The organism is Acinetobacter sp. LipI_23, assembly GCF_058243045.1.
Genome location: NZ_JBZAYJ010000001.1, coordinates 3,103,985 through 3,116,727, shown reverse-complemented (window position 1 = coordinate 3,116,727; position 12,743 = coordinate 3,103,985). Strand labels below are relative to the sequence as shown.

The window sequence follows — 12,743 nt, the reverse complement described above, 5'->3', positions numbered from 1 at the left end:
GCCTGAGGTCATGAGAAGAATGAAATAGAACGTTTGGAGAATAGCAGAATGGACCAAGCTAGTTTAGAGCATTGTGACCAATTGCTGTCGTCCAATGCGCTGCCAAGGCAAACCCTGGATCAGTGCCTGTAACTGTTCTGGACTGAGTGCCAGGGTTTCACCCTGATGAACTTTAGCCCAGTGAAATTTGCCCTGTTCCAACCGCCGAGCACACAGCCAGATCCCCAGTCCATCATGTACCAGCACTTTCATGCGATGGCCACGTTTATTACAGAACAGGTAAGCACAATGCGGTTTAATGTAGCCAAAGGCTCTCACCACCTGAGCCATGGCCGTATCCATACCTGCACGCATGTCCATGGGCTGGGTAGACAACCAGATTTCATCGATACGGATCATGTTGTAAGTGCCTTGAGTAATTCTGCTAAAGCAGATATTTCTGATACTTGCCATTTCAAGCCAATTTCTGCTTTTGAGTGGGGTAAAGTAATTTGAACCGTTAACATGCCAGTAGAAATAGGATCTAATGGTGCAGAGCAAGATAAGGCAATAAATGCAGGTTTATTCGGTAGTAGTGAGCGATCATTCCCTGGCTTAGCATCAATTAAGCGAATCCATTTGGATACAAGATTTGTATTCAATCCATGTTGCAAAGCGACCGAAGCAATTGAAACCTCCGATGCTTTACACGCCTGAACGATCTGCTGTTTAAATTCAGCACTATATGTTCTTCGTTTTATCGTAAGAGATGCGATGGATGTCTGGTTATTTGTAGTCATAAATTTAAGTTCCCACTTGTTTTTAAGTGAGGACTAAATTAAGGCTTATAGGACGAATTCATAAGGTGTGTTTAGCGGACGCTTACTGTGAACGGTCTCTAAATTCAGATACTGAAGATCGCTCGGTTAAATGTTAGGAAATAGACATGACTCAAGTGACGACAGAAAAACTATATCAACATCGTCCAAAAGCTCAGGGTATTACGATTCGACGTTTGCAATTCAACCCCAAAGCCATTCGCAGGCATTATTTTGCCAATTCACCGGTCATGTCACATTTGCTGACGGCATTGTCTTCGACTTTTCCCATAGGTGAGCAGTTCTTTGTGCATAGCGTGCGTAATGTACGTGACCAAGTGAAGGATGAAAATCTGCAAGTGCAGATTGCGGCATTTATTGGTCAAGAGGCGATGCATTCTCAAGCACACACGGCATTTAATGCTGCATGGCGCCGTGATGATTATAATCTCGACCGTTTTCAGGCATGGTTGGCGCGTAAAGATGATGATGTGAAAAACCTGCATCCTAAAATTCAGCTCGCAATCACCTGTGCTTTTGAGCATTTTACGGCACTGCTAGGCGGCTATATCTTAAGGCATCCTGAGGTATTGAGCACCTTGGATGATGATGCGGTTAAACTCTGGGTGTGGCATGCCATTGAAGAAATTGAGCATCGTGCGGTTGCCTTCGATGTTTATCAAGATGTGTATGGTGATGACAAGATTCGCCGTTTAATTATGCGCAGTGTAACGACAGGTTTCGCCAGTTTAACTTTTTACTCAGCCAGTCGATTATTTTTACAAGACCACAAAAAGAGTATACCGAAATTGGGTGGGAATCTCTTTGGGTTGTATTTACTGGCGAAGATGTTTGTGCAATTGCTGCCTGAATATCTGTCTTATTACAAAAGCAACTTTCATCCCTCAGATATTGATTACACCCAACTGTTGAAATACTGGAAAACCCGTTTGGCAGACAACTATCAACTCGAAGGTTTTCAGCAGGAATTGCACGCGGCTATTTAGTTTAAGTATAAAAATAAATAATCAAAACCGAGTGAATATCGCTCGGTTCTTTCATTTTTAGCTACTTTAACTAAAAGCAACAAAAGGATAATCAAATGTGTTTACAATCAGGTTATTGCAATAAATACAAAAGAAAGAGGATAGCTGAATGAATTTTATGAAAAAAACTGCTGTCGTTGTTGCCCTTGTGAGCACGTTAACGCTATCGGGCTGTGGTTATAATACCTTACAGGTCAAAGATGAGGCAGTTACAGCTGCTTGGTCGGAAGTACAAAACCAATATCAGCGCCGTGCAGATTTGGTGCCGAACTTGGTGAATGTAGTGAAGGGGTATGCTAAGCATGAAGAGCAAGTCCTAACTGAGGTCACACAGGCTCGTGCCAATGTGGCAGGTTTAAAAGTCGATAAAGAAGTATTAGAAGACCCTGCATTATTCCAAAAATATCAAGAAGCTCAGGCGCAAATGACAGGTGCATTGTCGCGTTTAATTGCGGTCTCAGAAAACTATCCAGACTTAAAAGCCAATGAGCAATTCCGTGATTTACAGGTTCAACTCGAAGGTACCGAAAACCGTATTGCGGTAGCGCGTAATCGCTACATTAGTACAGTACAAGACTTTAACTCCTATGCACGTCAGTTCCCACAAGTCATGACTGCGAAGGTGATTGGGATGGACACCAAACCGAACTTTAGTGCGGAGCAAAGTGCGCAAAAAGCACCAACGGTATCATTTAACTAGTTGAAACCTCAGTGATCTCACGCAATCGTAGCTATAGGGTGAATGAATGATAGGACGGCAGCAGTTCTTACGGTTTTCCTATAAATGGATGCTTGCATTCATTTTATCAGGACTGCTGTGTCTAAGTTCTTTAACATGGGCGGAAGTTGCTACAGCAACAGATGGTGCTGCGGAAACAATCGTTGCTGGAAAGATGATTCAAGGTCAGCAAGCAGCGAGTTCTAATAAGGTAAGCTCTACCAATACTGATGCCGTGCCACAACCACCCATTGCCAATGATATGGCAGAAGGTGAATTGATATGGGCGTTACCGACCTTAAATGAACCCGTGATCGATCAAGCACATATTTTAAGTGCTGAAGATAAGGAAGCTATTGGCCAAAAAATTCGTGCCTTGCATGACACAGGAAAAGCCCAAATAGGCGTAGTGATTGTCCCGACCACAGGTCAAGAGGATATTTTTGGTTTTGCAATGCGTATTGCAGACCAATGGCAGCTCGGTTCAGCAAAGCAGGACAACGGTTTGCTGATTGCAATTGCCGTTAATGACCGACGTATGCAAATTCTTACGGGTTATGGTTTGGAAGGCGTCATTCCTGACATTATTGCGAATCGCATTATTAATCAACAAATCACACCGTATTTTAAACAAGCTCAGTATGCTCAAGGGATCAATGCAGGGCTTACTGAAATTGAACGTATTTTAAATCTTGACCCTGAAGTTGCAGCCCAAGCAGCGCAGGAATTACAAGAACGCCAAGACCAAGCCATTCGAGAGCAGGAAGCCAAAAGTAAAACCTTTAGTACTGCTTTATTTATCTTAATTGCTGGCGCAATTGGCTCATTTGTGGTGGGGAAGCGTTTAAGTGCCTCGACGGCTGCAGTTGCAGGCATCGTGGCAGGCTTGGTCAATGGAGCTGGTTTAGTCACCAGTTTGCTAATTGGTGGTGGGATTTTCTTTTTACTCATCACGGCCTTAGCCCAAACGATATTTCAGCTCTTTCTCTCTTCTGGCGGTGGAGGTGGGCGCGGAGGTCGTGGCGGCGGCGGTTTTGGTGGAGGTGGATATAGTGGCGGGGGCGGCGGCTTCGGCGGTGGAGGAGCATCAGGGTCATGGTAACAACAACTGAAACGACGGACATCGTTACTAAACCAAAGCTAGATGAAGTTGTACAACCGAGTTTTAAGCGTTGGTTAAAGCATTTATTACATATGCCAGCTAGTAAACGCTTTTTTAATCAGCAAGATCAACATGCGATTGCGCAAGCGGTATCTGCTGCTGAACATGGGCACATTGGTGAAATCCAAGTGGTGATCGAAGGGCACATGCCTGCTCGAGAAGCCTATTATTTAGATACTCGTGGACGTGCGAAACAACTGTTTGCTGAGCTCGGTGTGTGGGATACCGAGTTGAATAGCGGGATTTTACTGTACTTAAACTTGTGTGAGCGTAAAGTCGAGATTGTCATTGACCGTGGAATACAGTTAGCTACTACACAGCAGGTGTGGGACGAGGTCTGCCAAAGTATTATTGCAAAAATGGCACAGCAACAGTATCGGCAGGCTTTAGTCGATGCCGTTACTGAAGTTGGGACTATTTTGGATCATTTCTATGCCAATAAAATAGAGGATAAAGCTGATGAATTGAGCAATTCGCCAATTATGTTGAACTAGAAAGAGGGAAACTGACAATATTTGTCAGTTTTTTACATAAAAACACAATGCTCAAAAATAAATTTTTAAATAGTGAAATAAAGTGCTGTTTTTTATTTAAAAATAAATATAATAAAAGTTGGCATAATACATGCTAATTACAAAGTAGCTTAAAAAGCTTATAAAAAATTAACAAAACATTTGTGGAGAATGTTATGAACGCTCAAAAGGGTTTCACTCTTATTGATACTCCATAAGTGTCCATATAAAATGAACAATCCATAAGTAAGTCAATATGGACATAAAAATAATAAATTTGATATGAAGAATCACTATTATCTTTTTCTACTTTTTTCAATCTCCGGTTTTACTCATGCTCAAGAACTAGACTTCATTCAATATTCAGATATTTCATCAATTCCTCAAATTGTTTTGAATCCAAAAATCCAAACAGAACTTCAAACATTGTTAAAGCATGATTATCTAAAATTTCAGGTGGTGTTTCAAAAAGTATGCTAGTTAATTCTGTCAATAGAGAAATTGAAAATAAGTAAATTAAATTCACTATATTAGGACTTACGCACTATTATTTATAGATTCTCTGTGGTAGCAGATGATTTTTATCGAGAATAAAGTCATCAATGAAGTTTTTGATAACTGGTCTAAATAATTTCTTCTGCCAACGATATACATTTTCAAAGATCCGCTCAAACTGGTTCTTTTGTATCTCGACGTAGGCCATCAAGGCTGAAAAAATATGATTCAAAATCAGTTTAGATCGTCTTACTTGAAACTTTTCAATATGACAAACCTGTTTAATCACCCGGTGATATTGCTCTATTTTCCAATGACTTGAATGTAATTCATGAAAACCCTCAAAGGACAATAAATCATCTTCATCTTGATGCACAATATAAAACCTCTGCTGTTCTTTTAACTGAGTCTTAAATAATTGTACAAAGCCAAAATCTTTGAGCCAGACCACTTGACCCTGATGGAAATTTGGCAATAAACGCAGTTGAAACCATTGTCCTTTTTCTGGGGAAACCTTACGGTTACAGTCGATACCAAACATAAATCGAATACCATATTTTCTTATGGTTTTTAGATTTCCAGTCGATGAATACCAACTATCACCTGTAATAAATTGAATCTTTGCACCCCAACTGAGTACTTCACTTAACATATCCATAAAGTAATCATTCTTGGTTTTACTTTCAGATTTGTCATAAATTCGGAAATTAATTGGAATATTTTGACCATTCTGATCTGTCGCATACAAGGTAATGAGATTAATACCCTTGACGGATCGGTGGTGTTTGCCTGACCAAAAATAGCTAACCAAGTCCATATGTTGACTATAGGGTTTATCTAAAACAGTATCATCAATACTGACTATAAGTTTATTATTATCAATATGTTGAATTGCTTCTTGATATAGGTCGTGAGGTGTGTAGTCTTCACGTTCTAGAAAGCGATTTACACTATCATGCGAGATGTTATAAGTCTCGGCAAGTTGTGTGCAGCTAATAGAGTTCGGTTCTGTCATGAGAAAGCCCATATAAATGGGTAATGTACAAGTTGCTGTAGAAGCATGTTTAATTCGTCTGATCACAGATACTTTATAAAGTATTTTAATACTTTTTTGAATCCGTCAATGCGTAAGTCCTATATATTTTTAATGCTTTATGAGATTTCAATTGTGGTTAAAATATAATCAGCATACTTTTTGAAACACCACCAAATTTCAATCTAATTTTGACAATTACTCAGCGCCATATTTACTGAAAACAGATGAGGCGCTGTATTATGAAGGTCGGTCTGGAAGCACTTTAGATGCTTCATCCGCGATTGTGTTTAAAGATGGGCGATTGTTTGCTGCAATATATTTTTCCAATACCAAGACTTTAAAATACTTTAGCAACGATGCCAGTTGCTCAGAACAGTTACATCCTGCGATTCAAGTTTTTGCTCAGCAGCGTGAAATTCAAGGTATTGAATATGCAACAGCTAGAGCCAATACCGCTTTAAAATATAATTTTGGCCCCGCTTCAAAATGTGAAACCTATTTTAAAAAATTAGGAAGATAGCTGTGTTAGCGGCAGTGTAAAAATGCCCCCCTAACGGCATTTAAAAACTGCCCCCCTTGGTTAATATAGTGGTCGATTTATTGTTCGTGTTCCATCATTGTTCATCAAAAACTTGCCTTGGAAGCAGCAGGGCGTGGTGTAAGTATGAATCATCAGGTGTTGGCAAAAATTAGCTTATGTGACTATTTCTGATCGTCTAACAAGTAAGAATAACTGGTATGCTACGAACAGTAATAGGTGATCGTTTTATCTAGTAATTTGTATGATATTGTTAGATTTAAGGCTTGATCAGTAAAATTAGAGCTTGAGGTGATGCTATGACGTTATTGGAACAGCAGGTAGTACCAGCAGCTGTATTGAGAAAGTCAGTACTTAGGGCTGCTAAACTGCTTTCCCTTAGTCAGTCTCCGCTCGCAATAGTGCTAGATATGGATGTTGAGGCAATCACTCAATTGCAAAACCAACCTGAATTAGATCCAAATGGCTTTGTTGCACAAACCTAGCCTATAAGGTTTATTCAGTCCTATAATTTCAAAATGAATAAACCTACTCCTAAAACTTATCGTACAACCAACTGGTCTTCCTATAATCGCGCTCTCATTAATCGGGGCAACATTTCCATTTGGTTTGATCCAAACACTCAGTGGTATGCACAACCACAAAACAAGCAAGGTCGAAATCAAACTTACTCCGATACGGCTATTCAATGCTGTTTAATGATCAAATCTAGGACTTACGCACTATTATTTATAGATTCTCTGTGGTAGCAGATGATTTTTATCGAGAATAAAGTCATCAATGAAGTTTTTGATAACTGGTCTAAATAATTTCTTCTGCCAACGATATACATTTTCAAAGATCCGCTCAAACTGGTTCTTTTGTATCTCGACGTAGGCCATCAAGGCTGAAAAAATATGATTCAAAATCAGTTTAGATCGTCTTACTTGAAACTTTTCAATATGACAAACCTGTTTAATCACCCGGTGATATTGCTCTATTTTCCAATGACTTGAATGTAATTCATGAAAACCCTCAAAGGACAATAAATCATCTTCATCTTGATGCACAATATAAAACCTCTGCTGTTCTTTTAACTGAGTCTTAAATAATTGTACAAAGCCAAAATCTTTGAGCCAGACCACTTGACCCTGATGGAAATTTGGCAATAAACGCAGTTGAAACCATTGTCCTTTTTCTGGGGAAACCTTACGGTTACAGTCGATACCAAACATAAATCGAATACCATATTTTCTTATGGTTTTTAGATTTCCAGTCGATGAATACCAACTATCACCTGTAATAAATTGAATCTTTGCACCCCAACTGAGTACTTCACTTAACATATCCATAAAGTAATCATTCTTGGTTTTACTTTCAGATTTGTCATAAATTCGGAAATTAATTGGAATATTTTGACCATTCTGATCTGTCGCATACAAGGTAATGAGATTAATACCCTTGACGGATCGGTGGTGTTTGCCTGACCAAAAATAGCTAACCAAGTCCATATGTTGACTATAGGGTTTATCTAAAACAGTATCATCAATACTGACTATAAGTTTATTATTATCAATATGTTGAATTGCTTCTTGATATAGGTCGTGAGGTGTGTAGTCTTCACGTTCTAGAAAGCGATTTACACTATCATGCGAGATGTTATAAGTCTCGGCAAGTTGTGTGCAGCTAATAGAGTTCGGTTCTGTCATGAGAAAGCCCATATAAATGGGTAATGTACAAGTTGCTGTAGAAGCATGTTTAATTCGTCTGATCACAGATACTTTATAAAGTATTTTAATACTTTTTTGAATCCGTCAATGCGTAAGTCCTAAAATCTTTATTTAGACTCTCTTTACGCATGGTCACGGGTTTTGTTCAAAGTCTGATTAAACTTTGTGGATTAAATTGGACCGCACCAGATTACAGTACGCTTTGTCGAAGACAAAAACATATTGATATTGCGATTAGCTATCAAAAAAGTAGTGATGGGCTACATCTACTCGTCGACTCAACTGGCTTAAAGTTTCTAGGTGAAGGTGAGTGGAAACGTAAGAAACATGGACCTGAATATCGTCGCCAATGGCGTAAGCTTCATATTGGCATCGATGCTGAAACCTTGCAAATACGTGCAGTACAGCTTACTACAAATAATGTGAGCGATTCGCAAGTACTCGGTGATTTACTTGCTCAAATTCCCTTAGATGAACGAATTGATTCGGTCTATACCGATGGTGCTTATGACACGAAGCACTGCAGACAAGTCATTCTAGATCGAGATGCACATGCGCTCATTCCGCCAAGAAAAAATGCAAAACCATGGAAAGATCAGAAATTGAGATCTTTAGAGCGGAATGAGTTACTGAAAACAGTTAAACGTTTAGGAAGAACGCTTTGGAAAAAATGGTCTGGTTATCATCGTCGAAGTTTAGTTGAAACCAAGATGCATTGCATCAAACTATTAGGTGATAAATTAACAGCAAGGAGTTTTTCTAGTCAGGTGAATGAGATTCATGCACGCATAGCCGTATTGAACAAATTTACAGAATTAGGTCGTCCTCATACCCAAGTTGTCATTTGAATTCTGTTCAAATGAGCAGAGTGTTATCTTTTAAATCTTTGTGCAACAAAGCCCCTGAGAACTGTACTCAAAATTAATGATTATTTTATCTTTGGAAATAAGCATAAACAGTAAAAAACCTGCATATGCAGGTTTTTTTTAAACAGTAGAAAAGTCTTAAATTTGACTCTGTATATAATTTTCTACACCGACGGTTTCAACCAAATTGAGTTGTGTAGTTGTCCAATCTAACCACTCTTCTTCTTTTTCTAAAATCTCTTGAACAAGATCTCGAGTAACGTAGTCCAGTTGTTCTTCGGCAAGCTTAACAGCGGCTTGAATGGATTCAATGTTCTCTTTAACTTTACGGACATCACAGTTTAGAACTTCAACAGTATGTTGGCCGATATAGAGTTTACCCAAGTGTTGTAAGTTTGGTAGACCTTCTAAAAAAAGAATGCGCTCAATAATTTTGTCAGCATGCTTCATTTGACGGATTGACTCTTTATATTCAGCTGAACCGAGTTGCTCAATTCCCCAATCATTAAACATACGAGAGTGCAGGAAATTTTGGTTAATGGCAGTTAAATGATGATAAAGCACCTGATTTAACTGATTAATTACATCACGATTGCCTTTCATGAGAAAGCTCCATTCAAACTGCGGCTTAAAAATAATATCAATAACTTATGAGAAATATCTTAAACAACAAAGTGGATTTTGGCGAGTAATTTATAGAACAGCAAATGAAAATCGCAATCAAAAGCATACGAGGTGGAAATTGGATTTTTAGGCATTTAAAAAGAAAACCCGCTTAGAGTCATAAGCGGGGGAGGAGCTACTCATAAAGAGTACGTTTATAATTATGGTTATTCTAAAAACGAATAAAATATCTAGGCAGCAATAGCTAAGCGTGAGGCAATCGCAGAGACTTCTGCGCTGATGATTGAGCGTGCTTCTGGTGCACAGCGACCACAGCATGTCCCGAGATCCAGCATCTCGCGAACTTCGCGATAACTGCCCGCACCATTTTCAACAGCGTCTTTAATATCTTGATCTGTAATACCACGGCATAAGCACACGTACATTTCAGCAAGCCACATGAATGAAATAAGATAAGTGATATTATTGATAATTGTTATCGTTTGTCAATAAAAATCATTTGAAATCTCATTTGTCTTTATTGGAATTTTGGATAAAAAAAAGCCACTCAATCGGTGGCTTTTTCTTAAAAAAATATAACTTATTGATTAATAATCACAATGCCATCCATCTCAACCAATGCATTTTTAGGTAGGCTAGCCACACCGAGTGCAGCGCGTGCAGGGTAAGGTTGTGCGAAATACTCGCCCATAATTTGATTGACCAACTGGAAGTTTGAAAGATCGGTTAAGAAAATATTCAACTTCGCGATATCAGCCAGTGTTCCACCAGCAGCTTCACAGACAGCTTTTAAATTATCAAACACACGACGAATTTGTGCTTCAATGCCTTCAACCAACTCCATACTGTATGGGTCTAAACCGATCTGACCAGAAAGGTAAAGTGTATTGCCGACTAAGATTGCTTGCGAATAAGTGCCGATCGCAGCAGGGGCATTTTCAGTATGAATTACTTGGCGGGACATCGTGTTCTCCTATTATATTCACCATCAATCATAGCCTAGATTGGCATTAAAATGTGTGGATTTAAACAATTAACTCGCAATCGATGTTTCCGCAATACTAACAGGTTGAGCCAATCGACTGATACGTGGGAAGCCAAAATGCATACGTAGATCACGAATGATTTTTGCAATTTGCTTACGGTTGTGCACCACAACATTGACATAAGTCTTATCATCTTGATTACACACCATTTCGACCCCGATTTTTTCTTTACGGCATTGATAAATTAGGTCAGAAATTTGTTCGTCATCCATGGCCATGTTAATCAATAAATATGCAGTAAAACTAATTTCTTCTTCATTCTCGTTAGTCCACTGCAACGGCATGATATTTTCAGGGTGCAGATGTTGTTCATGTAGGAGGTTATGACAACGTGCACGATGCACAATAAGACCGCGGCGTGATAAATGTCCTTGAATTGGGTCACCCAACACAGGGTTACAGCAATGTGCGTATTTAACATCGACACCCTCAGTACCTTGAATGAGTCTGTCAGATTCCTGTGCACTTTGGTCATGCGCAAACAAATGATTCGCAACCAATTGCGGCAGTAAATCGCCCACGGCAATTTGTTCAAAGAGTTGGTCTTTACTTTCAATATGTCGCCATTGTAAAAGTTCTAACCAATCTGATTCGGTTAAATCTTTAATGGATACATTGAATAGCTTTAAAGCGCGATTTAAAGCTTGTTGTCCAACAAGGCGTTGTTCTTCGATGTCTTGCTCACGCAGTATATTTTGTAAGGCACGACGGGCTTTTTGCGTGTTGACAAAGCTGAGCCAATCTGGGTTTGGGGTGGCCAAGACATCAGTAATAATTTCAATCACCTGACCACTGTGCAATGGCGTAGAAAGTGGTTTAGTTTCCCCATTGATTTTCGCACCTACCGCATGGTTACCTAAAAATAAGCTAGCAGAGTAGGCAAAATCGACTACCGTTGCACCTTGTGGTAACTCGTGTAGATGACCTTGTGGGGTATACACCCAAATTTTCTCTTGGTGTAAATAATCGAGCAGTTCGCTAAAAGTGGTTTTAGCACAGGCTCCATCGATCAAGACATTCAAGTTCTGCATCGAGGCTTGAATCGCAGAGCGGCAAGCTTGCGGAGCACTATCGCCTAGGACTACACCAAAACGCGCAGCTTTGCGCATCAGTTCGGTTTGAATGGTGACTGATAAGGTTGTGTTTTCACCTTTTAAACGTAGTAGTAGCGATTGGTTACCACCTGGGAGTGGTTTACGAATATGGTCTGCAAAGTGTAAAACTTGAAAACTCTCTCGTAACACATCGGCTAAGCGGTCACAGTCAGCAATACTATTTAGAATAATTTCAAAGGCATGACTATGCGTAAGTTCATGTAGATCAATGTCATTTTTTACAAAGTGACGTAACAGTTCGATATTATTATTTTTCTTTTTAATTCGACCTGAGATTTGATGGGTTTTTAATAGCTCAGTAAGATTATTTTCCCATTTGCTTTGATATTCACAGCGTTTGGGTTTGGTTTGCAGGAGGGCTTCTTGGACATTGTTATACATGTCGAGATCAAGGTTTTGATAACACAGATGTTCGAGGTTATCGCCCATCTCATTCATACCAACAATACGTGCCATTGGGACAAAAATATCAAAGGTTTCTTGAGCAATACGCGCACGCTTATCGGGACGTAGTGCATCCAAGGTAGTCATGTTGTGATAGCGGTCAGCCAGTTTAATAATAATGACACGTGGGTCTTGTAATGTGGCTTGCAGAATTTTTCGGAAAGAAGCGGCTTTATTATATTCTTTATCGCTGGATTGACTAAGTTTGGTGACACCATCGACCAGTTCGGAAACGGTTTTTCCAAATTTTTCTGCAATATCTTCTTTGCTAAAGTCTGTGTCTTCAATCACATCATGTAAAAGTGCCGCCATCAGGGTTTCGGGATCTAGACGCATATGCGCTAAAATGCAGCTTACCGCAATCGGGTGCAAAATATAGGGTTCGCCACTTTTACGGGTAATACCATCATGGGCAATATCCGCATAATCACAGGCCGCAAGCACTCGCTCGACGTCGCTTTCAGTTAAGTAAGCATCGATAATAGTTTTGAGCTGTTGTTTAGCTTGGCTGACCATTGGGCCTGGCATAAAACACCTTTAAGACGTAGCAATTACAAGAAAATTTTACTGATCCTCTAATGAAAAACATATTGCATGAGTTGTCAAATTTTTCATTGAGAGAAAAGCAAAAAAGA

Annotated in this window: 13 protein-coding genes and 4 pseudogenes; 9 read left to right on the top strand and 8 right to left on the bottom strand. The window is 39.4% G+C overall.

Annotation, left to right across the window (positions count from 1 at the left end; translation table 11 throughout):
• Positions 1–63 precede the first annotated feature (63 nt).
• Both tnpB and tnpA read right to left on the bottom strand, forming a co-directional pair.
• Positions 64–399, bottom strand: coding sequence for an IS66 family insertion sequence element accessory protein TnpB (tnpB, locus tag AC4CVD_RS15435; RefSeq protein ID WP_275284931.1), 336 nt, complete (start codon positions 397–399; stop codon positions 64–66).
• Entirely contained in the window at positions 396–779 is a 384-nt protein-coding gene (tnpA, locus tag AC4CVD_RS15430) for an IS66-like element accessory protein TnpA (RefSeq protein ID WP_490752644.1), read from the bottom strand. Before tnpA ends, tnpB begins: the two co-directional genes overlap by 4 nt.
• Before the next feature lie 146 nt (positions 780–925).
• Here tnpA and AC4CVD_RS15425 point away from each other — a divergent pair, with 146 nt between their 5' ends.
• The 5 genes and pseudogenes from AC4CVD_RS15425 to AC4CVD_RS15405 all read left to right on the top strand — a co-directional run.
• Entirely contained in the window at positions 926–1,804 is an 879-nt protein-coding gene (locus AC4CVD_RS15425; protein ID WP_005401345.1) for a metal-dependent hydrolase, read from the top strand.
• A gap of 148 nt (positions 1,805–1,952) precedes the next feature.
• Complete coding sequence (locus AC4CVD_RS15420) at positions 1,953–2,543, top strand: LemA family protein (RefSeq protein WP_005401344.1); 591 nt, start codon at positions 1,953–1,955, stop codon at positions 2,541–2,543.
• A 46-nt stretch (positions 2,544–2,589) separates the two neighbouring features.
• On the top strand, positions 2,590–3,663 hold the full coding sequence (locus AC4CVD_RS15415) for a TPM domain-containing protein (protein ID WP_005401343.1): 1,074 nt from the start codon (positions 2,590–2,592) through the stop codon (positions 3,661–3,663).
• Entirely contained in the window at positions 3,657–4,217 is a 561-nt protein-coding gene (locus AC4CVD_RS15410; protein WP_005401342.1) for a TPM domain-containing protein, read from the top strand. The genes AC4CVD_RS15415 and AC4CVD_RS15410 overlap by 7 nt, the downstream gene beginning before the upstream one ends.
• A gap of 300 nt (positions 4,218–4,517) precedes the next feature.
• Positions 4,518–4,700, top strand: a pseudogene (locus AC4CVD_RS15405) (hypothetical protein); the annotation flags it as partial.
• 82 nt (positions 4,701–4,782) lie between these two features.
• Here the strand turns inward: AC4CVD_RS15405 and AC4CVD_RS15400 are convergent.
• Complete coding sequence (locus tag AC4CVD_RS15400; RefSeq protein ID WP_007116247.1) at positions 4,783–5,811, bottom strand: IS701 family transposase; 1,029 nt, start codon at positions 5,809–5,811, stop codon at positions 4,783–4,785.
• 127 nt (positions 5,812–5,938) lie between these two features.
• On the opposite strand from AC4CVD_RS15400, the pseudogene AC4CVD_RS15395 reads away from it, so the two are divergent.
• The 3 genes and pseudogenes from AC4CVD_RS15395 to AC4CVD_RS15385 form a co-directional block, all read left to right on the top strand.
• Positions 5,939–6,286 (top strand): annotated as a pseudogene (locus AC4CVD_RS15395) (hypothetical protein); the annotation flags it as partial.
• 317 nt (positions 6,287–6,603) lie between these two features.
• Positions 6,604–6,789, top strand: coding sequence for a hypothetical protein (locus AC4CVD_RS15390; RefSeq protein ID WP_490753396.1), 186 nt, complete (start codon positions 6,604–6,606; stop codon positions 6,787–6,789).
• Positions 6,790–6,822: 33 nt separating this feature from the next.
• Positions 6,823–7,014, top strand: a pseudogene (locus tag AC4CVD_RS15385) (transposase); the annotation flags it as partial.
• A gap of 15 nt (positions 7,015–7,029) precedes the next feature.
• Here AC4CVD_RS15385 and AC4CVD_RS15380 read toward each other — a convergent pair.
• On the bottom strand, positions 7,030–8,058 hold the full coding sequence (locus AC4CVD_RS15380) for an IS701 family transposase (RefSeq protein WP_007116247.1): 1,029 nt from the start codon (positions 8,056–8,058) through the stop codon (positions 7,030–7,032).
• Positions 8,059–8,108: 50 nt separating this feature from the next.
• Between AC4CVD_RS15380 and AC4CVD_RS15375 the strand changes: the two are divergent.
• A pseudogene (locus AC4CVD_RS15375) lies at positions 8,109–8,861 on the top strand (IS5-like element ISAha2 family transposase); the annotation flags it as partial.
• Positions 8,862–9,017: 156 nt separating this feature from the next.
• Here the strand turns inward: AC4CVD_RS15375 and bfr are convergent.
• From bfr to AC4CVD_RS15355, 4 genes are all read right to left on the bottom strand, one after another.
• Positions 9,018–9,482, bottom strand: a complete 465-nt coding sequence (bfr, locus tag AC4CVD_RS15370) for a heteropolymeric bacterioferritin subunit Bfr (protein ID WP_490753395.1) — start codon at positions 9,480–9,482, stop codon at positions 9,018–9,020.
• Between the two features lie 251 nt (positions 9,483–9,733).
• The gene (locus tag AC4CVD_RS15365) at positions 9,734–9,928 is read right to left on the bottom strand and encodes a bacterioferritin-associated ferredoxin (RefSeq protein WP_010327639.1); all 195 of its coding nucleotides are present in this window, start codon (positions 9,926–9,928) and stop codon (positions 9,734–9,736) included.
• A 155-nt stretch (positions 9,929–10,083) separates the two neighbouring features.
• Positions 10,084–10,467 (bottom strand): RidA family protein, encoded by a 384-nt coding sequence (locus AC4CVD_RS15360; protein WP_004691470.1) that lies wholly within the window; start codon positions 10,465–10,467, stop codon positions 10,084–10,086.
• Positions 10,468–10,536: 69 nt separating this feature from the next.
• A complete protein-coding gene (locus AC4CVD_RS15355; protein ID WP_005401339.1) occupies positions 10,537–12,636 on the bottom strand; it encodes a RelA/SpoT family protein in 2,100 nt (699 codons plus the stop codon).
• Positions 12,637–12,743 lie beyond the last annotated feature (107 nt).